General features: G+C 58.9%; 16 protein-coding genes. 9 read left to right on the plus strand and 7 right to left on the minus strand.

Features of this window, described 5'->3' with window-relative positions; translation table 11 throughout:
* Positions 1-1798, minus strand: a 1798-nt coding sequence (locus tag BC777_RS18475) for a beta strand repeat-containing protein (RefSeq protein WP_133122595.1), incomplete at its 3' end; no start/stop codon positions are given.
* 263 nt (positions 1799-2061) lie between these two features.
* On the opposite strand from BC777_RS18475, the gene tssK reads away from it, so the two are divergent.
* The 6 genes from tssK to BC777_RS18505 are packed head-to-tail and all read left to right on the plus strand — an operon-like array spanning position 2062 to position 12334.
* Positions 2062-3396 (plus strand): type VI secretion system baseplate subunit TssK, encoded by a 1335-nt coding sequence (gene tssK / locus BC777_RS18480; protein ID WP_100369707.1) that lies wholly within the window; start codon positions 2062-2064, stop codon positions 3394-3396.
* A 3-nt stretch (positions 3397-3399) separates the two neighbouring features.
* Positions 3400-5178 (plus strand): type IVB secretion system protein IcmH/DotU, encoded by a 1779-nt coding sequence (gene icmH, locus BC777_RS18485; RefSeq protein ID WP_100369708.1) that lies wholly within the window; start codon positions 3400-3402, stop codon positions 5176-5178.
* Positions 5175-8780: a type VI secretion system membrane subunit TssM gene (gene tssM, locus BC777_RS18490; protein WP_100369709.1), complete on the plus strand. Its 3606-nt coding sequence runs from the start codon at positions 5175-5177 to the stop codon at positions 8778-8780. Before icmH ends, tssM begins: the two co-directional genes overlap by 4 nt.
* Positions 8780-9490, plus strand: coding sequence for a type VI secretion system-associated protein TagF (gene tagF, locus BC777_RS18495; protein ID WP_100369710.1), 711 nt, complete (start codon positions 8780-8782; stop codon positions 9488-9490). The genes tssM and tagF overlap by 1 nt, the downstream gene beginning before the upstream one ends.
* A gap of 37 nt (positions 9491-9527) precedes the next feature.
* On the plus strand, positions 9528-10283 hold the full coding sequence (locus BC777_RS18500) for a PP2C family protein-serine/threonine phosphatase (RefSeq protein WP_245834491.1): 756 nt from the start codon (positions 9528-9530) through the stop codon (positions 10281-10283).
* Positions 10280-12334, plus strand: a complete 2055-nt coding sequence (locus BC777_RS18505) for a serine/threonine protein kinase (RefSeq protein ID WP_100369712.1) — start codon at positions 10280-10282, stop codon at positions 12332-12334. The genes BC777_RS18500 and BC777_RS18505 overlap by 4 nt, the downstream gene beginning before the upstream one ends.
* A 116-nt stretch (positions 12335-12450) precedes the next feature.
* Here BC777_RS18505 and BC777_RS18510 read toward each other — a convergent pair whose 3' ends face one another.
* The 6 genes from BC777_RS18510 to BC777_RS18535 all read right to left on the minus strand — a co-directional run bounded on the left by BC777_RS18510 (position 12451) and on the right by BC777_RS18535 (position 16332).
* The gene (locus tag BC777_RS18510; protein ID WP_100369713.1) at positions 12451-13821 is read right to left on the minus strand and encodes a hypothetical protein; all 1371 of its coding nucleotides are present in this window, start codon (positions 13819-13821) and stop codon (positions 12451-12453) included.
* Positions 13818-14228 (minus strand): ExbD/TolR family protein, encoded by a 411-nt coding sequence (locus BC777_RS18515; RefSeq protein WP_100369714.1) that lies wholly within the window; start codon positions 14226-14228, stop codon positions 13818-13820. Before BC777_RS18515 ends, BC777_RS18510 begins: the two co-directional genes overlap by 4 nt.
* Positions 14225-14689, minus strand: coding sequence for an ExbD/TolR family protein (locus BC777_RS18520; protein WP_133122596.1), 465 nt, complete (start codon positions 14687-14689; stop codon positions 14225-14227). The genes BC777_RS18515 and BC777_RS18520 overlap by 4 nt, the downstream gene beginning before the upstream one ends.
* A gap of 8 nt (positions 14690-14697) precedes the next feature.
* Positions 14698-15333, minus strand: coding sequence for a MotA/TolQ/ExbB proton channel family protein (locus BC777_RS18525; protein ID WP_100369716.1), 636 nt, complete (start codon positions 15331-15333; stop codon positions 14698-14700).
* 23 nt (positions 15334-15356) lie between these two features.
* Positions 15357-15794, minus strand: a complete 438-nt coding sequence (locus BC777_RS18530) for a hypothetical protein (protein ID WP_100369717.1) — start codon at positions 15792-15794, stop codon at positions 15357-15359.
* 157 nt (positions 15795-15951) lie between these two features.
* Positions 15952-16332, minus strand: coding sequence for a hypothetical protein (locus BC777_RS18535; protein ID WP_100369718.1), 381 nt, complete (start codon positions 16330-16332; stop codon positions 15952-15954).
* Positions 16333-16445: 113 nt separating this feature from the next.
* Here BC777_RS18535 and BC777_RS18540 point away from each other — a divergent pair, with 113 nt between their 5' ends.
* The 3 genes from BC777_RS18540 to BC777_RS18550 all read left to right on the plus strand — a co-directional run bounded on the left by BC777_RS18540 (position 16446) and on the right by BC777_RS18550 (position 20113).
* Positions 16446-16937, plus strand: a complete 492-nt coding sequence (locus BC777_RS18540) for a DUF1036 domain-containing protein (protein WP_100369833.1) — start codon at positions 16446-16448, stop codon at positions 16935-16937.
* 62 nt (positions 16938-16999) lie between these two features.
* Entirely contained in the window at positions 17000-17779 is a 780-nt protein-coding gene (locus tag BC777_RS18545) for a hypothetical protein (protein WP_100369719.1), read from the plus strand.
* A 9-nt stretch (positions 17780-17788) separates the two neighbouring features.
* Positions 17789-20113 carry a peptidoglycan DD-metalloendopeptidase family protein gene (locus BC777_RS18550; protein WP_100369720.1) on the plus strand — a complete coding sequence of 775 codons (2325 nt, stop codon included), beginning with the start codon at positions 17789-17791 and terminating at the stop codon, positions 20111-20113.
* The last annotated feature ends 2 nt before the right edge of the window (positions 20114-20115 follow it).

A 20115-nucleotide genomic window follows, 5' to 3' on the forward strand; every position in this document is an offset into this window, starting at 1 on the left:
TGAACTGCGTGCCTGCGCCTGTGTTATTGATCGCATTGCCATCCGCGTTTAGCACGGCCCCGACATTGAACGTCTCTTGGTTGGTCAATTGATCAAGGAGAGTATAGTCAGATGTAATGCCGGATGTCGTATTGTTGAGGATTGCCCCATCCAGGACGACATCGTTGCTCAGGTTGGCGTCGCCATTAAATAGGCTGCCGTCATCCAGCACGATTTCACTTGCTGTGATCGTTACTGCGTTGCTTCCATCGGTTGTGATGTTGCCCGCGTTGGTGAAAATGTCATTGGTGCCACCTACTGTCAGGGTCGCCGCCGCGCCAACGTTGCTGGCATCAAGGGTCCCGTTGTTGTCAAAGTCACCAACAATACTGCTGCTGGTGCCATCAAGTTCGAACGTGCCGTCGTTGATCACGTCGTTCAGTGTGCCATCGTCGAAAAGGAACGTAATCCCATTGGTGAAGGTCCCGTCCACCGCACCGGTGAAGTTCAGCGTGCCTGCGTTAACCGTCAGATCACCCGTGACCGTCCCGTTGATCGTTGCCGTGCCACTGTTTTGGATCAGGCTGCCGATCGTTCCGGGCGCGTCCAGTTCAACGTCGCCACCGGCATTCACCACAGCGCCAGTGCTGCCATTGTCAACATCCAGGATGCCGCCACCGTTGACGGTTGTCTGCCCGGACAGCTGACCGCCGTTTACCACGACTTCGCTGTTGTCGATTGTTGTGGTTCCTGTGACATTGCCGTCACCAATCACGTTGACAGTATCGCCATTGCTGTCAAGCGTGCCCAAGGTCCCGTTGATCGTTGCCGTCCCGCTGTTTTGGGTCAGGCTGTCAATCGTTCCGGGCGCGTCCAGTTCAACATCGCCACCGGCATTCACCACAGCGCCGGTGCTGCCATTGTCAACATCCAAGATGCCGCCACCGTTGACCGTTGTCTGCCCGGATAGCTGACCACCGTTTACCACGACTTCGCTGTTGTCGATTGTTGTGGTCCCCGTGACATTGCCGTCACCAATCACGTTGACAGTATCCCCATTGCTGTCAAGCGTGCCCAAGGTCCCGTTGATCGTTGCCGTCCCGCTGTTTTGGGTCAGGCTGCCTATCGTTCCGGGCGTATCCAGTTCAACGTCGCCACCGGCATTCACCACAGCGCCAGTGCTACCATTGTCGACATCCAAGATGCCGCCACTGTTGACGGTTGTCTGCCCGGACAGCTGACCACCGTTTACCACGACAGTACTGTTGTCGATTGTTGTGGTGCCCGTGATATCGCCGCCACCAATCACGTTGGTTGTGCCGCCATTGCTGTCAAGCGCACCTGCGGTAGATGAGACATCGACGCCACCCGGCCCGTCATTGGTGACAGTGCCATCGGCGCCACCTGCGACGTTCAGCGTACCAGCGCCGGACACTGTCAAGTCACCCGTTACGCCAGCATCCAGTGTGGCGGTTTCACCGCCGTTGGTTACCTCAACGGTGCCGTTGATGGTCAAATCATCACCGTTAATGGTGACGCCATCTGCGTTAAAGGTCACATCACCGGCGGTGACCGGGGCAGCAACGGTGGCGGTTTCACCGGCGTCGTTGAACACCGCATCATCCCCATCGCCAAAATCAACCGCTGTACCGCCATCATCCCACAATTCGGTTCCCCCGCCTGTTTCCCATGTGCCGTCGTCGCCTTCCCAGACGACTTGTGCCGCAGCAGGCGCTGCACTCAGGGCCGCAATGCAAGTCGTGCCAAGGGCAAGTGCACGCAGTGAGAGAGTTTTACGGAGAGGATTTGGCAGCAGCATAACAAAAAACCTTTTTTCTGGCTGATGCATGAGGCAGCATCAGTCGCGCACTGGTTGATGAATATCGCAGTTAACATATCGTCAAGATCACGCTTGGCTATGGGGGAATTCCTCTATTGCTGTAGTTTTTCATTTTTGGTGCATTTAGGGACAAATCAGCAACTACAAGTGGGTGTCGTGCGCTTGACCTCACTGCCACTTGGCCGCACAGTTGATGCGGTATCCGCACGCGCAGCGGAAATTTTGATGGAGCCGCCCTTTCGATGTCTCGTTTTAGTAAAGTTGCTTGGAAAGAAGGGCTGTTTCTAAAGCCACAGCACCTGCAACAATCCGACCGTTATACAGAGCGTTTCATCATAGCGCGGACCGCGCATATGACTCCGTTCGCCTGGGGCGTGTCCGAAATGTCGTTTGATCAGGGTCAGCTGCGGCAGGGCCGGCTAGAGCTGGAAAAGGTCGCGGGAATCATGCCCGACGGCACACCATTTGATGCACCCCACACGGGCGCGCTGCCCAACGAGATCGATGTACCAGAAGACGCAGTGGGTAAGCTGATCTGGTTGACCTTACCAAATATGCCGCAAAACGACCGCGATATCGGGCTGGGCGATGATGCCAGCACCCGTTTTGTTCTGGAAGAAGAACAGGGCGTGGCCGACACCTCCGCTGCCGCCCGGACCGAAGAAACACTGGAAATTGCCGTCCCGCGTCTGGAACTGACACTGCGGGACAAGGCGCGCGAGGGGTATCAGTGCATCTGCCTGGGGCGTGTGGCCGATGTCAGCGATGGCACTGTGGTCACGCTAGATCAGTCGATGCCGCCCACCGGTCTGATCCTCGCGGCACATCGCACGTATGAGGGGTATCTGAAAGCCGCAATCGGCGCGATTGAGGCCCGGATCGAGGTGCTCGAACGCTATGCGGCTGATCCCACGTCAGGCGGGGGGTTTCAGGACAAGGACTATCTGATGCTGATGGTTCTGAACCGCAACCTGCCCGTCCTGCGCCACTTGCAACACCTGCCATCTGTTCACCCCGAAAGGCTGTATGAAACCCTGCTGGCCTTGGCCGGAGAGCTAACCACATTCGAGGATCGCGACCGCCGCGTACGTGACTATGGCCGCTACCGCCACGATAAACCGAAAGAGACATTCAAACCGGTCGTCGATGATATCCGCCGCCTGCTAAGCCGTGATGTCGGCCGCGCGCTGCGTCTGCCACTGGAACAGCGGCGCAACAACAGCTTTGCTGCGCTGGTGGATGATCCGAACCTCTTTGCAAACGCCGCCTTTATTATCGAGGTCAGCGCTGCCTTGCCGTTGACCCAGATCCAGCAGCAATTCCCACAGCTATGCAAGGTTGGTCCATCGACCCGGATGAAGGAAATCATCGTCAACAACATGCCCGGTGTGCCCTTGGTCCACACACCAAATCCGCCGCCCCAAATCCGCGTTGTATCGGGCCATGTTTATTTTACCGTCGACAAGATGAGCCCGCTTTGGCGTGATTTTTCGGTGGCACCGGCGATGGGAATGCATTTTGCAGGCGCCTGGCCCGGCCTCGAGCTTGAGCTTTGGGCGATACCGGAGGAGCGGTAACAGATGGCATCAGATGATGACGACCGGACCGTTTTCGGGCAAAAGCTGCCACCGCAGCCGCCCAAAGCCGCGCCGCAGCCCCAAGGACAACCTCCTGAGCGCCCGCCCGCGCAACAGCCAGCCCCTGCACCACCGCCACCACCTCAGGCACCTGCGCCACCGCAGCCGCCCTACCAACCTCATCCAGCGGCACCACCGCCGTCTGGCCCACAAGGTGGTCCGCCGCCGGGGGTAGAAGATACCTGGTTTGGTGGCAGGCTGCCGCCGCAGCCAGCCCCTGCACAACAACCCTATCCACCGCAACAGCCCGCCTACGCGCCGCCGCCGGGCCAACCGCAGCCGCCTTATCCGCCGCAGGCGCACCCAGGCTATCCGCCAGCGCAGCCGGGATACCCACCGCCCAATACGGGCTATCCCTATCACGGTCAGCAACCACCCGCTGCGCCGCAACCCGGCTGGACACCTGCGGCCCCGCCTGTGGATCATCAATTCCCCGGTCATGTCCCACAGCAGACACCGCAACCGCGCCATGATCTGCCCAAGATCGCCTTTGATGATGCGCTCAGGGGTAAGGGGCTGGATATCGGCGACGCCTCTAACCCGATTATCGGGGCTGCATCTGATCTGTTGATGCTGCTGGGGCGGTTGCGCACCGGCATGGTCGAAATGCAGGCCATCCCGCTGCATGATCATGTACGACGCGAAATCGCGACGTTTGTACAAAACTGCCAAGGCAAGGGAATAGCACCCGACGATATCGAGGTTGCGCGCTATGCGCTGGCCGCCACCGCCGACGATATCGTCCAGACCATCCCGGGCAATGATCCGCAATACTGGCAACAGTTTTCGATGGCGGCCGAATTGTTGAATGACCGGTCGGCGGGTATCGGGTTTTTCGCACGGTTGGAAGAGGTCATCGCCTTTCCACAACAGCGCGGTCATGTGCTGGAACTCATGCTGACCTGCCTTGCCTTGGGATTTGAAGGCAAATACCGCGCCGACCCCAACGGGCCAGTGATGCTGTCGCGGCTGCGCCAAGAGGTTTATCACCGACTGCGGGCAGTGACGCCCCGCGTGACGGATGAGATGTCGCACAAATGGGTGCCGGTGGTGCTGGGCGGGCGGCGCAGCGGCGCGAACGTACCAATGTGGGTTTTCGGTGCAATCGGCGGGGCTATGGTTGTTGCCCTTTTTGCGACCCTGACATGGATTTTGGCACAGGATGCACAAGCGGCGCAAAACGACATCATTTCCCTGCACGCAGATGCGACCGAGGTGGTGATCGAACGATCTCAAACTGCACCCGAATTCGTCCCCTACGAGGCCGCAGCGACCGGGCAGCTTGAGCGCATACAGGGGCGCCTTGCGCCCGAAATCGCAGACGGCGTGGTCGAGGTTGAAGAATATGGGGATTTCATTGCCATCCGGCTGCGCGATGCGTTGCGCTTCGGCTCTGCCTCGGCAGAGCTGACGTCGGATATCAGTGCCCTTGGCGAACGCATTGCCCAAGTGCTGGAGCCTGAACAAGGCGAGATCATCATCGAAGGGCACAGCGATAACGTCCCGCTCAGTGGCCGCGGCCAATACCGCACCAACGAAGCCTTGTCAGAGGCGCGCGCAGAAACCGTGCGTGCGTTGTTGGTCCCGCATTTGTCGGACCCCGCCCGCATGTCAGTGATCGGGATCGGCCCGGCAAAACCGTTGAACACCGCAAACAGCCCCGAGGCGCGCGCAGAAAACCGGCGCGTTGAAATCCTACTACGAAAGGAACAAAGCCTGTGAGGTTGTTCTACTACCTGTCGCCACGCCGGTTATGGTCACTGCCATGGATGCGGATCCCGCTCAAGATTATCGGTGTGCTTTGTATCATTGCGGCGATCTGGTTCGGGCTGCCAATGACAGGTGTCGCTTTCCTGTCGCAGGTCTGGGTGCGTCTTGCGTTGATCGCGCTGATCCTTTTGCCCATTGCAGTGATCGCCATTTTGCGGTTTCGCAAGCGTCGTGCGGCAGCTGCCGCGTTAGAGGAAACGCTGGTCGAAACGCCCGTGGGCGATGGGGCCGTGCTGGCCGACCGCATGACAGAGGCGCTCGCAAAGCTGAAGAAATCCGGTGGTGCCACCTATCTTTATGACCTGCCCTGGTATGTGATCATCGGACCCCCCGGCGCGGGCAAGACGACAGCACTGATGTACTCTGGTCTGGAATTCCCCGGTACCGATACCGCTGCTATCGCAGGGTTTGGCGGCACGAAAAACTGTGATTTCTGGTTCGCAGAAGAGGCGGTGATGATCGACACAGCTGGCCGCTATACCACTCAGGACAGCGATGTGCGGGCCGATAAGATTTCTTGGCAGTCGTTCCTTGGCCAACTGAAAACAGCCCGGCCCAATCAGCCGATCAATGGTGTCTTACTCGCCTTTTCGGTCGAGGATATGATGACATCCAGCGATGATGAGCTCGACAGCCACGCGCTTGCCGTGCGGGCACGCCTGACGGAATTGCGTGAAACACTACGTATCGATGTGCCTGTCTATGTGATGTTCACCAAGGCCGACAAGATCGCCGGTTTCCGCGAATTCTTTGCCAGCTATGGTGAAAACCGCCGCAAATCGGTTTGGGGCATCACGTTTCAAACCAAGGACCGGGCCGAAGAAACCTATCGCGCTGTGCCAGCGGAATTTGACAAGCTGATCACCCGCCTGTCGGACGAGGTAACCGACCGTCTGAATGAAGAACCAGACAGCGCTGCGCGTATCGCGCTTTTCGGGTTTCCGGGGCAGATGGCCCTGTTGCAGCGTAACGTGACAGAATTTCTGCGCCGTATTTTCCAAAAGTCAGCCGACACGGGGGCGATCCTGCGGGGGTTTTACTTTACCTCCGGCACACAGGAAGGCACGCCGATTGATCAGGTTTTGGGCGCGATGGCCCTTGATACGGGGGGGATGCAGCCCAGTTTTATGTCCGGCAAGGGGCGTAGTTTTTTCCTCAATGATCTGCTCAAGCAAGTGATCTTTGCCGAACGGGACTGGGTTGGATACGACATCAAGGCGATGCGCCGCCGCGCGTTGTTTCGCACGCTGGCAGGATCCGTGATGGCCCTGGCCGTATTGGCCAGTTTCGGGCTTTTTGGCTACAGCTATTGGCAGAACGCCACCTTGGTGCGTGACGCGCAAGCTGCCGCAACCTCTTACCAGATCGAGGCGCAGGCGCTTTTGGATGAAACTATCATATCGGACCCGGCGACGCGGCCGGTTCTTGAAGCTTTGGCCAAACTACGCGACATGCCGGCCGGTTATGCCAACCCGGCCGAGCAGGGCTGGTTTGAACGCATGGGCCTGTCGCGCCGGGCCAAGATACGCACATCCGCGTTAGAGGCGTATTCAGACGGTCTGGAACGCCTGCTGCGCCCGCGCATGATGCTATATCTTGAAAACCGCCTGCCTGCACTGCTGGCGGCAAATAACATCGAAGAGGCGTATAACGCGCTGAAGGTTTATATCCTGCTGGGCAAGGAGCAGGATGGGCGGCCGGATGATCTGGCCATTCAAAGCTATTTTGCGACGGCTTGGGGGCCAGAGTACAGCGCACCGGGCCTCGATGGCGAATACCGCGAGATCAACGAACATCTGGCCGCAATGCTGGAACTGGATGACCGGGTGACCCCAGCGCTGAAACCCGATGGGACGCTGGTGACCCGCACACAACGCGAAATCGCGACCTTGCCGCTGGCGCGTCAGGCCTACAGTTCCATCCAGAGCCAGGCCGCCAGCCTGCAACCCTTACGCCTGATGGACGAAATGTCGGGCGTGCAGGCAGAGGTCGTGTTCCGCACGACAGATGGCCGCATGCTGGACACGCTAGAGGTGCCAGGGCTTTACACCTTTACTGGCTACTGGAGCTTTTTTCAGGATGCAGTCGCCAATGCCGCCGAACGGCTGGAGGCCGAGGCATGGGTGTTGGGTGATGTTGGTGACAATGTGGATTACGACCGCCAGCTGCAAGGCCTGAACCGCGATCTGCATGTCTTTTACGCCAATGATTTCCGTGACCAATGGACACAGATGCTAGGCCGGATTGAACTGGTCCCGATGTCAAGCGGTGCGCCGCAATATCCCGGCCTGGCGATTGCATCAGCCCCTTTCGCCTCGCCTATCCTGAAACTGGCCGAGACGGTCGACAATGAGACGCGCCTGTCGCGGTTTTTTGACGTGATCGAAGGGATGGAGGTCAGCGCAGAAGATCTGGCCAATCCCGACGCAATCGGCGGGCAACTGGCCGAGGTCGGCTTTAGCGAAGCGCAACGGCGGTCCGGTTCATTGCAGCGGATCGCGCTGAACATGCTGCGCGATCAGAACAAATTTCAGGAGCGGGCAGTGAATACACCCGCCGCGCCATCGCAGCGTCGGCAGCTTGAAGCCATCGAACAGAGTTTTGAAAAGTGGCATCAACTGGTCGCCGGGGCGGAAAACGCGCGCCCTGTCGATATCCTGTTGCTGGGCATGCAGGAACTGCTGACCAACCGACAGCTTGCCGGACGTGGCGGTAATATCCTGTTGGATGAACGTGGCATGCAGGATGCGCTGAATACGCTCGCGCAGGGTGTGCCGTTCTACCCCGAAACGGTTGTCGACTTTGTCAATCAGATCGAGTCAGAATTCCTGACCGTCACCGCCAACGCATCTATCGGAGAGCTGTCGCGGTCACTGACCGAGGAAGTGAGCGCCTATTGCACGCAGAACGTGGCCAGCGCCTATCCGTTCGCAGCCCGCGGTGCGCGGCATATTTCGACGTCAGTCTTTGGTGAATTCTTTGGCTACGGCGGCCGGATGGAACAGTTTTACGAAACTTACTTGCGCGAACACACGCAGCGCAGCCCGGACGGCGCAATTGCCGCCCGCGATGACAGCCCGTTGGGCGCGCGCCTGTCCAGTGCAACATTGACGCAGTTCAGCCGGGCCGAACGGATCAAGCAGGCCTTTTTCGAACCGGGCAGTGCGACACCCAGCGTGACGTTTTCCATCGCGCAAAGCGGTAACTCACCAACCGTCGAAGGAACGATATTGAACTTTTCAGGGCGTACCGCGCAACTTTTCCCCAATGCAACCGGTGCGACCTTTACCTGGCCAGAGGATACGGCCGATATGTCGGTCACCTTCCTGCCCCGCATCAGCGAAACGCGCACCGGCCTGCGGTTTGGTTCCGGGCGGTGGGCGTTGATGGATTTCATCACGTCGGGCCGTACCCGCAGCGATGGCACGCGCCTGAATGTGACACATCAGCTTGACGGGCGCTCGGTCACTTTTCGGATGGAGTTTGACAGTATCGCCGTCCCGTTCCTGATGCCGGAACTCAGCGATTTTGCCTGCCCAACGTTGATCGAGTAATGGCAATGAATCTGGTGATATATGGCAAACACCCAGCCTTTGGCGACTTTCTGGCGCATGGGCTGGAACATCAAATCCTGCACCGCTTTGATGTCTGGCTTGAAGGCGTCCTGCCTGTTTTGCGCAAAGATCTTGCCGAAAACTGGGAGGCCGCATGGGCCGCGGCACCACCGCTGTATTTCTGGCTGGGGCCGGATGTGCTGGGCGCGCCGCTTTTTGGTTTGTTCATGCCCTCGCATGACAAGGTGGGGCGCCGGTTTCCGCTGATTTTTGGGCTGACTGGTGTTGTCACATCTCCCCCGGTGCACCAAGGATATGATGATACGGCTTATCGTGCGCTGGAGGCGCATGTGGCGGCGTTTACAGTGCCCAAAGACGGCACGCGCGGGGCACAGACACTGACGGCGGGATTTGAAATACCGCAGGTTCAAGGCGTCCCGTTCGAGGCTGGTCAGGATGGTACGATCTGGGGCCACCGCGAAGATGGCGACCTTGGCAAACTGTTTCAGGATGCCTTGACCCAGGACGCCGATAAGGCCCAGTTGCACCGCAGCCATTGGTGGCACGCCGCCTTGCCCAATCGCAGTGCCGGATGGCTGGCGACAAACGGCCTGCCGGATCTGGCGGCACTGTCCTGGCTTTTGTGCGGTCGCGAAAGAACACCGGCGCAACCCCAAGCCCAAGAAACAGAGACAATACAAAATGGGTAGCCGGCGCGAGCCCAGTTTTACGTTTGAGACCGCGTCGTTGACAGACGTCGGTTGCGTGCGCGAGATTAACGAGGACAGCATCCTGACCACCCCGGAAAGCGGCGTGTGGTTGGTGGCGGACGGGATGGGTGGCCACGCTGCCGGGGATTTCGCCAGCCAGACCATCGCGGCAGAGATTGATACCATCGGCATCCCCGGTGATGCCGTCGATCTACGCGCGCGGTTTATGGACCGTCTGACACGCGCAAATACCCAAATCCTGAACCACGCTGCGACGCTGGACGACGGCACCATCGGCAGCACGGTTGCTGCCTTGCTGACCAGCCAGGGGCATTATGCCTGCATCTGGTCGGGTGACAGCCGTGTCTATCGTTTGCGCGGTGCCGTGCTAACCCAGATCACCGAAGACCACACAGAGGTGCGCGCGCTGCTTGATGCCGGGGCCATCACACAGGCCGAGGCTGATGTCTGGCCGCGCAAGAATGTCATCACCCACGCGATTGGCGTGTCACCCGTACCGGAATGCGGCATGCTGGAAGGAAGCCTGGCCGACAAAGACGTGTTCCTGATCTGCTCGGATGGGTTGACCGAATATTACCACAATGATGAACTGGAGCGCGTGATGAACGCCGCTGGCAATGATCTGGAAGGTCTATGTGCCGAACTGGTCGAAACCGTGCGCACACGCGGTGGCAAGGACAATGTCTCTGTTGTCACGGTGCTATGCCGCCAGGTGCCCCTCGCAGGCTTTGAGGCGGATGGCATGTTCCCAGAGTTTGGTGGTGCACTGTGAACGAGGACAAAACCGACCCGCCCAAGCCAGTGCCACCCCCAGCAGACGATGACCGGACGCTGTTGGTCCCCATGCCTGCGCAAGCCAAACCGCCTGTCGCGCCCGATTTTGACACCGATAAAACGCTGATCAGCCCTGCCGCCGTCGCACCGATGGAAGATGATGACCGCACCATGATCGTGCGGCCCCAGACAGAGGCACAGGATCTGCAGCAGCCGCCACCCGACGCAGGCCCGTTTTCGCAAGATGACGGCGCGGTCGAAACATCGGCCAGCGTTCCCCCGCACCAGCCACCCGGCAGCACAGAACCGCCCCCATATGCCCCCTTGCAGACGCTGGAAATCGGAACCGTCATTAACAAGATGTACCGCGTTATAGGAAGCCTCGACCAAGGTGGGATGGGGCGTGTCTTCAAAGGTGAGGAAATGGGCACCGGCGAACCGGTGGCAATCAAGGTCATCCTGCCGGAAATGGCCGAAGATATCCGCGTTGGTCAAATGTTCCGACGCGAGGCGCGCACGTTGCGCCAACTGCACCACGATGCGATCGTGCGTTATTTTGCCTATCTGCCCCCTGATGCGGATATGAACCTGCACGTGCTTGTGATGGGCTTTATCGAAGGGACCAAACTGTCCGACAGGCTCAAATCCCGTGGTGCGCTGACCCAGGATGAGGTGTGCAGCCTTTTCCTGCGTCTGGCGGATGGATTGAAGACCGCGCATGACATCGGCGTAGTTCACCGCGACCTGTCCCCCGACAACGTGATGCTGCCAGACGATAGCCTGTCCAAAGCAATACTGATTGATTTCGGGATTTCGCGATCCTCCAAGATCAAGGATGTGACCATCGGCAACGAATTCGCCGGTAAGCTGAAATATGTCTCGCCAGAACAGCTGGGCGCCTATGGCGGCGACACACAGGCGCAAAGCGATGTGTATTCACTGGGCCTTTTGATGATCGCCTGTCTGACGGGTCAGCCGGTACCGATGGGTGACAGCATTGTCGAAGCCGTTGAAAAACGCCAAAGCGTGCCGGACCTTAGCCCCATTCCCTTTGCATTTCAGAACCTGCTTTACAAAGCTTTGCAGCCAGATCCTGCGCAGCGGCTGCAGGGCATGGGAGATTTCATCTCCGAACTGCGCGCCATCAGCAACGATGAACCGATCACAGGGTTTGGCACCGCCAGCCCCACCGGCACACAGCCGCCTGCGCGCGCGGTGCCGGGCCTGCAAACAGCACCGGGCAGCAGAACGCAAACCTTTATGCCGCAGAATGGGCAAACTGATGCACCAACGTCCTTGCCCAAAGAATCCCGTGGCATTGCAGGTGTGCTTCCTGCGCTTCTGATCATCATTGGTTTAGGGGCCGGGGGTGGGTGGTATTACATGAACATGGCCACAGCAGCGGATGGCGAAACCGCTCAGGACGGTGCGGTTGTCCGGGTGCCTGACACAGTAGACACCCATCTGGCGAACACTGCGACCGACTGCATCTATGCCCATGTCCCCTACGGCGGGGATGGCGGTCAAATCACCGGGTTTGCTCAGACAGCGGACGCACTGGACGCATTGACCGCAGACTGGCCCGTCGCTCTGGGCCAGCCACCCGCGCTGACTGGTGTTGAAGTCACGCCCGCGCAATGTGCCGCACTGGATTTCGTGCGCATGTTTCAGGGCAGCGCGACATCGGACATCGCAATTTCGGTCGATGCATCCACCGTCACCCGGGCAGAAGGGGTCGTGGGCGCTATCCATAACAGCGGCACGCGACAGAACTGGCTGGCGCTGGTAGACCCTAACGGACGCATCTTTTCATTGATGAGCCAGCTTGACACACCAGGCGCTGACAGCCGGCGCTTCGCCTTCAGGTTGCCGTCGGCATCACCGGGTAAATATATCCTGCTGGCAACGGCATCTAACGCTGCATTGGTCCGCGCAGGGGCGATGCAATCCGGGACAGAGGCAAGTGTCTTTATGCCGTTGATCAGCCGCGAACTCTTGGGCGACGACGCTGGTGCAGTGGCCATCGCAGAGCTGGAAATCCTGCCCTAGAACAGCCGACCTCTAACGGATTTCTGAAGCCGCGCCCGACGTACGACAGGCAGAGGTGCTGCCGCTCAATCCGGTCTCAAGGAAATCCCTATGATTGAAGCTTTGCGTCGGACGCTTTAGCGCACATCAAACGTTACAAGCCCAAAGACGGCACCTCGCAAGACATCGGTGGGGAGGCTCCCCAGAACGTCATCAGCGCTGCCACCAATGGACGCCGCCAAATCAAGCGGGGCATCTTGTGTTCCGATGGCAACAAAGGCCTGTCTGGTGGTGCGCGCCTGACCAACACGGGCGACGGGGACATCAACAACCGCAGTGTCATCTTGCAAAGTGGTGAAGCGTGCCAAATCTTGCACAACGCCCCCATCATCAATCAACAAAAGCGTCAGAAACAGGCCGCTCGCGCCGGTGACGGTCGCGCGCAGTCTGTCCCCACTTACAAGGGTGGTATCGGGCATGGCCAGCCCAAGGCGGGTCGCAGGATAGCTTTCGATCTGGCGGATCATGTCGACCACGGCGCATTGTGCGGGATCGAGCAGTTCGCGCGACTGGGTCACGGCAAAAGATGACCCGTCAAGCACCACTGCAGCGTATTGATCAAGCGCGGCAGCATCCGCCCCGATCAAAGCCAGGCCGGCAGTGTCCGCGCCCGCAAGGCGTGGCAAGGCCATGGTACAGGCCGGCGCAGAAGCCGCACGAATGCGTTGCAACAACTGCGCGACAGACTGCATCGCTATGGTCGGGTTATCCACCAAGGCGCCGCCAGTATCCCCCGTGACAGGGTCATCACCGGGAGAGACATCCGGCAGGGGTGGCTCGCCCACAGGGTCAGCGGTGCCATCAACATCGGGCAACAGAACGACATCATCGGGCAGTGGGGCCACGGGTTCGGGCAAGACAACATCGGTTGGCGGCTCTTCCAACAGGGTCAGTTCCTGCGCGATGGGCGCATCCTGCGGTTCTATGATCGGAGCGATTGAGACGGTTTCTGCCAAAGGTGACACAATCGTATCGTCAATGGGGCTGAGGTCATCAATGGCCAACGCATCAGGGTCAGGCAACGGCACCGGGGCCGGGTCGGTGGGCACAGGCAAGGGCTCTGGCTCCGTGAAATCAGGTTCGACTGCGGGTTCGAGTGCCATAGCCTCCTCTGGTTCGGGTTGGATCGGGGTGGCTTCTGCGACCGGCGCAATCGTATCGGGGATCACGGCCTCCAACTCTGCTGCGGTTTCCAGCACCGGATCAAGCGGGATCGCGTCCTCCGGAATGGCGCGGGGGTCGTCGGCGGGCTCAATCGCGGGCAGGTCGAGAATTTCAAGAGTGATTTCATATTCTGGCGCACGTAGCGGAATGCCGGATGGGTCCGGCAAGAGCGTGATGGATGACGTCGCCAGCAAAACAACCAACCCACCATGCAAAACGGTTGACCCGCTGATGGCGGTCGCCCAGGTGCCGGACGACACTGGCGCATAAGGCAGGAAACTCATGTCCCGTCCTGTTGAACGCGGTGCAGGGTGACCATACGCACCTCGACCGCGATCAGTTCTTCGGCAGCCAGCATATCCAGCAAGGCCCCGGCATTGGCATTTCGATCAGCCAAAAGATGAATGGTTGGTTCGTCGATCATTGCCGCAGCCAGTGTACCAGGGGCAATCGGTTCGCCATTGAGCATCATCGCCCCATCGGCATCAACGCTGAGCAAGGGTTGCGGCAACAGATCGAGGGGCAGTTCACTGGTATCGGGCAGTTGCACCGGGATGGACGCGGAATTTGACATGGACCCTGTCGTCAGAAAGAAGAAGATCAACAAAAGCACGATATTCACAATCGCCAGCGAACTGTCGATCTGGATCCGCTGCCGTGCAGGGGGCAGTTTTGAACGCTCCAGACTCATCTGCTGCGCGCCAGTTGGACGGCAGTGATCTCTGCCGCGCCAAGGGCCTCTAGCGCGGTTGTCACGTCTTGTACTGTGGCCGCATCGGTGACCAAGACAATCAGATTTGCCGGGGTATTCTGCGTACCCAAGGCTTCAGCCAGCAAAGACAGTTGGGTAATCTCGAATTGTTGGCCGTCAACAATGACCTGCCCGTCGCCCAATTCCCATACAGTCGCCTGATTGCGACTGCTGGCGCTGGCCTGTTGCAGCGCCTCTTCATCCACGGCGCCTGTGCTGGTATCCGGGCCGCCTTGCTCAGCGGCATCCGGCGTGCTGCGCACGGTGACTAGCGAAAACGGGGTCAGCGTGGTGGTCAGCATAAAGAAGATCAAAAGCTGAAACATGGCGTCAGCCAATGGGGTCAACGGGACGCGATAGCGTCGTGGCCGTTCCGGCAGCGGAGTGTAGGTTGTCGCCACCTGACTGCTCAACCAAATTTGGAGTTTGGATCAACCCTGCCGTGGATGGCCGCGGACATGATTGCTTCCATCATGTTGCGTTCACGGTCAATCCGGGTTTCCAGCCACGTCGCGATGAAAAAGGCGATCAGCGCGATGCAAAGCCCAACAGCCGTGGTTGTCAGCGCCACGTAAATCCCCGAGGCCAATGCTGTAGGATCAATCGCACCTTCTGTGATCGCCAGCACCGAAAATGCATCGATCATCCCAACAACCGTCCCCAAAAGACCCAACATCGGCGCAGCCTGCACGATCATATCAAGCAATCGCATACGTTCGGAAAGTGAGGCGAGTTCGATAATCGCCGTCTGGCGGCTCAACTCTTCGGCATAAGGGGTGTCGCCAGGACGGGCCTGTATTCCGGAAAAAACGGCCTGCAGCACACGGGCGAGGACGCTACGGCGCTGACTGGCAGCCTTGATGGCCTGATCGACCCGACCGTTCAGCCAATCGTCAAGAATTTGTTCCGCCTCTTTGCGGCTGCCGACGCCAAGGCGGGCAAACTGTGCCGCCTTCAGGATGCCGATCGTCACGGCAAAAAGCGACAAGAGCGCCAGCAATCCGTAAATGAAGAATGCGGCAAGTTGAAAAATAGTCAGGGTCATAAACGCGCCTTACTCATAAAAAATTACAGCCCAAACGCAATCTCGGCCCGGCTGCTGACGACAACATCATCCAGACAGACATCTGCTTCTGTCCCATCCTCAAACAGGCATGCGGCCACATCGTTGACGATGATTTCGGAAATGTCGGAACATGCCGCTGGCAGGTTGAACTGCAAGATGCGGCGTTTGCCTGGGTCCAACTCGCCCAATGGCAGTGAAAGCAGCGTATTAAATACACCATCTGCGTCAAAAACGGCCAACCGCCACGTCACTGCAGACAGCCCACGATCCAGCCCGTTTTGGCCAAAGAATACGACCTGACATGTGCCTTCGGCTGTATCGGCCACGCGGTTCAGCTCTAGCGTGATCTGCGCTGTGGCGTCATCTTGTGCCTGCACCACTGTCCCGATCACGCAGCTTGCTAAAATACCGGACAGTAAACTTTTGAATGAATGGCGCATCACACCCCCTTAACGAAATCTGTGCGCCTAGTAGTCGCTTAGCGGCAGAGTAAGTCAACCAATTCGAAAGACAATAAAGCGCTATTCCATCAAAAAGATGATATGGCCGGATTGCTGGTGTTGAAGGTAGATGATTTTTCAGTATCAGCGCACTGTATCAGCGATAAACGCCGATCACATACTCTGGCTTTGTAAAGATACCGGGCGCGCGCGATTCATTCACCGTGCGTGTACTAAAGCTGACCGCGACAGCAGCTGGCTGTTCGTCAATCGGGGCGGCAACCATGGGTGCCAGTGTCGTATCATGCACGACATACATCGCTTCGAACCCATTGATGGCGGGTTCAATCGGTGCAGGTGTGGTCAAATCAGCGACCGAAGCAGTTTCAACCGCGACCGGTGCCATCGTGGCCACATATGATGGGATGATAAAACCCGTTTCAGTCGTCACTGGTGCCACGCTGACCGTCTGAACGGGCGCGGTTTCGTGCGACAGGTCATGCACAGCGGCAATAGCCACAGCTGACGCCGTAGACATGCATGTACAAACCAAACCAAGAGTAATAACCTTCATCATAAGCGAAAGATTAGCATAATCTCCCGAAAAATCCAGATGTGCCTATGATAATCGACGGGAAAACTTCAACAGTGATGCAGCACCCGACACGCCCATCCCTTCCCGTCCAACCGCGTGAGGCATCTTTATCCTTTAAAACATGGCTTTTGATCGCCCTGCGGTTGCGCGCTGCTGCGCTATTCACTGGTGCGTTTTTTTGTGCTCCAAACGCCGCTATCGCCAATTTTCAGGTCTGTAATCAGACACTCGATGTCACAAATGTTGCAATCGGGCTCTATCGGGTCGATGCGTGGGAAACGTCGGGCTGGTGGACGATCGGACCGAATCAATGCGCCAATGTGATCGAAGAAACGCTGACCTCGCGCTACATTTATGTCTATGCGCGTGACGTCTTTAACAACACAATGCTCCCCGGGACCGTACCACTATGCCTTGACCCGGATGAGTTTCGGATCCGCGGGCGCGAGGATTGCGTGCAACGCGGGCATATCAGCGCGCCATTTGTCGAAGTGGACACACGGCGCTCAGAACGCTGGACATTTTTTATGCAGGCCCCGGTGAATTAGGCTACACGTCAGACGCGAATGGCCTATGATAGCAAGGTATCGTTAGCCTCGGGTCCAATGTGATGTTTTGCAAAACGCTTAGTCTGGCATGTGCTTTTATTACCACCTTTGCGCTGGCCCAGTCAGTGCAGGCGCAGGAATGGCGGGCAGACCCAATTGCCTTTGATGCAGGCGTGGGCGGGGATGGCGACCAGCCGATTTTGGTGATGGCCTTTACACCGCCGGGTGGCGCACCATTGGTGGCGCGTGCGGACACATCGCCGGGTGCCGTCTTGCCTGACCCGTCGCTGCCAGCGCCGACGATCATATTGGGGCAGATTGGCGCGGGACAAGAGGGTGCGTTTGGCATTCTGCGCCTTTTGCCCAGCACCGTTGCCCAAATCGGGTTCCCGCATGATGATCTGGATGCGCGGCGCGCATTGCAGGCCGAAAACACCGCTTTGTTCCAACAGCTTGTGACCGAAGGGCATGTCGACCCGCCAGAGGATATCGTCAAGGCGGCCGTCCAGACAGAGCTTGCGCGCATGAACTGCTACCGTGCGCGCATTGATAATGACTGGGGCCGCGGGTCACGCCAATCTGTGATCGATTACTTTGCACAAAGGGCGGGTGTCGATTGGCCCGAACCAATTGCCAGTGTTGATCTGTTCCGCACGATTATCCTTTCTCCCGATGTTCGTTGCCCCACGCCACAACCGGTTGCGCAGCGACCGCGCCCCACCAATCCGCAACCGACCCAAACGCAGACAACGACCCAACAGCAAACGCCAACCGCCCCTGCTGCCGCGCCGTCCAGCGGGCCACAGTTGGACATTGGTGGGTCGACGGGCGTGTTCCGCTAGCCCGCGCATATGACCAAGATCAAGGTTGACCCCAGTTTTGCAGGATCAGGAAAGGCGGCAAGGCAGCGCCGCCGCAAGCGTCTGCTGCGCCGTGTTGCCACGCTTGGTGCACTCGGCGCGGTTCCTGCCGCAGTGGTCTTGGCCATTGTCGCCCTTTGGCCCTTTGGCGGCGGTGATGAACCAGCACCATTTGATGATGACAATGTGCTTGTCCAGTCCGAGGAGACGGCAGAAACCGGCATAACCCTATCAATCGCTGCGGCAGAGGCGTTTCTGGATATCCGGGGTGAGCCGATGATCATCACCCTGCCAGACGGGCCGGTGGCAGGGGTCAATTCTGTCACGCTATCCGCGCCACTGGATGCAGAGCGGGCCCAGCGGGGCAAGCAGGTGGTGCTGATAGACGACACACTTCTGGATGCCACCCAGCAGGTGCAACTGACGATGCCTTCCTCCAGCTCTGATCTGGCGGCGTTCCAGGCCCGGCGCGAGGCCGCAATCGCGCCACCGACCGCAGCAAATGATCCACCCACCGGCGCAGTCAGCGCCGGTAGCAGCGTCACAGTTGATGATGACGCTGGCAGCTGGGGTGAGATTGTCGGCACACAGGACACCGCCCTGCGTACGGTCAGCTATGTTGAAACGGTGATCGAAGATACAACCACGCAGGTGGTCAGCCTTGCATCGGCAGAGCGCGATCCGCTTTATCGCGATGCGCTTGTCCGCGTCGAAGAGGCAGAGCCGTTGGCCGATATTCTATCCGCGCATGATATCAGCGCCGAAGAGGTCGATCGCATAATGTCATATGTCGCGCGCTATGCCGGTCGAACCGGCATCACCGCCGAAACGCTCACCACGCTTCAACCGGGGGGGTTGGTGGCCCTGCGCCGGATGCCAGGGCGTTTTGATGCGCAGCTTTTGCATCTGTCGCTTTATTCCGCTGATGCCTATCTGACAACAATCGCGCAAACCGGGCCAGGCCGATTTGAAACCACAGCCGACCCTTGGTTTGCCCAAAACCTGCGCAACCGCGCAGATCGCGCCGTCCGCGCGCGGGGGGCAGATGGTGAAATCAGACTGAAGGACGCGATCTATTCCACCGCACTGCGCAATGGCGTCCCGCCGGAATTGGTGGGCGAACTGATGGTCATGCTAAGCCGTGTGCAGGACTTGGATCGTATCGCCTTGCAAGATGATCGGTTGCGTCTGCTGATCACAGAAAAGGCCCAAGGGTTCGCCCCTGCCGGGCGCATCCTTTATGCCGAGGTGACAAGCAGGGCCAGCAGCTTTGAATGCTATGTCGTCAAAGCTGCGCAGCCGACCGCACCCTTTGGCTGCTATGATGCCAACCAAAACCGCGGAGGTGGTGTCGGGCTTGGGCATGGGTTTATCGTGCCTGTTGCGGGAACAAAGACATCCAACTTCGGGCCGCGACGCCATCCAATCCTGCTGCGGACGGTCAACCACAACGGTGTGGATTGGGCAGCGCCGATTGGCACACCTGTCTACGCCGCAGGCGCAGGTCAGATCAGCCGGGCCGATGTATCCCCCAGCTATGGTAACATTGTTTATATCGATCACGCCAACAAGGCGCAGACACGTTATGCCCATCTGGACGGGTTTGCGCCCGGCATCGCCAATGGCACTCAAGTCCGCCAGGGCGAGCTGATCGGCTATGTGGGCACAACGGGCCGGTCCACCGGCCCGCATCTGCATTTTGAGATGCTGATCAACGGCCGCCCGGTTAATCCGCTGGCAGTGTCGCGAACCGCCGGGTCATCGGCATCTGTCACTGCGCTGGTCAACCAGATCATCCGTGTGGAAAGTGCAGGCAACGCCCGCGCGCAAAACAGCAGATCAACCGCGACGGGGCTGGGGCAATTTATCGATAGCACATGGTTGCGGATGATTAGCACATATCGCCCCGATCTGGCCGCATCACTGACGCGTGACGACCTGCTAGACCTGCGCTTTGATCCCGAGCTGAGCCGCGCGATGGTCGCCAATCTTGCCCGCGAGAACGAAGCCTTCCTGCAGACGCGCGGGCATCAGGTGACGCCGGGGCGGCTGTATCTGGCGCATTTTCTGGGGCCAGCGGGGGCGCATGTTGCCTTGAATGCTGACCCGCAGGCACAGGTTGCTGACACCATGGGTGCATCCGTGGTGAACGCGAACCCGTTTCTAAGGGATCGCACCGTCCTGTGGATGACCAATTGGGCGGACCGCAAGATGCGCAATGTGACCGCCGACACCGCGCCAGCCGCACCGCAACCCCTGCCCGCCGAAGTGGCCGCGTACCAAGAGCGTATTACGGGATTTCTGGCATCTCTCTAGCG

Origin of the sequence: Yoonia maricola, from assembly GCF_002797915.1 — a bacterium.
Taxonomy (GTDB): domain Bacteria; phylum Pseudomonadota; class Alphaproteobacteria; order Rhodobacterales; family Rhodobacteraceae; genus Yoonia; species Yoonia maricola.

What these genes read in the sequence shown, in the direction of transcription:
- tssK (WP_100369707.1), top strand. Translation starts at nt 2,062, where the DNA reads ATGTCTCGTTTTAGTAAAGTTGCTTGGAAAGAAGGGCTGTTTCTAAAG.
- icmH (WP_100369708.1), top strand. Translation starts at nt 3,400, where the DNA reads ATGGCATCAGATGATGACGACCGGACCGTTTTCGGGCAAAAGCTGCCA.
- tagF (WP_100369710.1), top strand. Translation starts at nt 8,780, where the DNA reads ATGGCAATGAATCTGGTGATATATGGCAAACACCCAGCCTTTGGCGAC.
- BC777_RS18510 (WP_100369713.1), bottom strand. Translation starts at nt 13,821, where the DNA reads ATGAGTTTCCTGCCTTATGCGCCAGTGTCGTCCGGCACCTGGGCGACC.
- BC777_RS18515 (WP_100369714.1), bottom strand. Translation starts at nt 14,228, where the DNA reads ATGAGTCTGGAGCGTTCAAAACTGCCCCCTGCACGGCAGCGGATCCAG.
- BC777_RS18525 (WP_100369716.1), bottom strand. Translation starts at nt 15,333, where the DNA reads ATGACCCTGACTATTTTTCAACTTGCCGCATTCTTCATTTACGGATTG.
- BC777_RS18530 (WP_100369717.1), bottom strand. Translation starts at nt 15,794, where the DNA reads ATGCGCCATTCATTCAAAAGTTTACTGTCCGGTATTTTAGCAAGCTGC.
- BC777_RS18535 (WP_100369718.1), bottom strand. Translation starts at nt 16,332, where the DNA reads ATGTCTACGGCGTCAGCTGTGGCTATTGCCGCTGTGCATGACCTGTCG.
- BC777_RS18540 (WP_100369833.1), top strand. Translation starts at nt 16,446, where the DNA reads ATGCAGCACCCGACACGCCCATCCCTTCCCGTCCAACCGCGTGAGGCA.
- BC777_RS18545 (WP_100369719.1), top strand. Translation starts at nt 17,000, where the DNA reads ATGTTTTGCAAAACGCTTAGTCTGGCATGTGCTTTTATTACCACCTTT.
- BC777_RS18550 (WP_100369720.1), top strand. Translation starts at nt 17,789, where the DNA reads ATGACCAAGATCAAGGTTGACCCCAGTTTTGCAGGATCAGGAAAGGCG.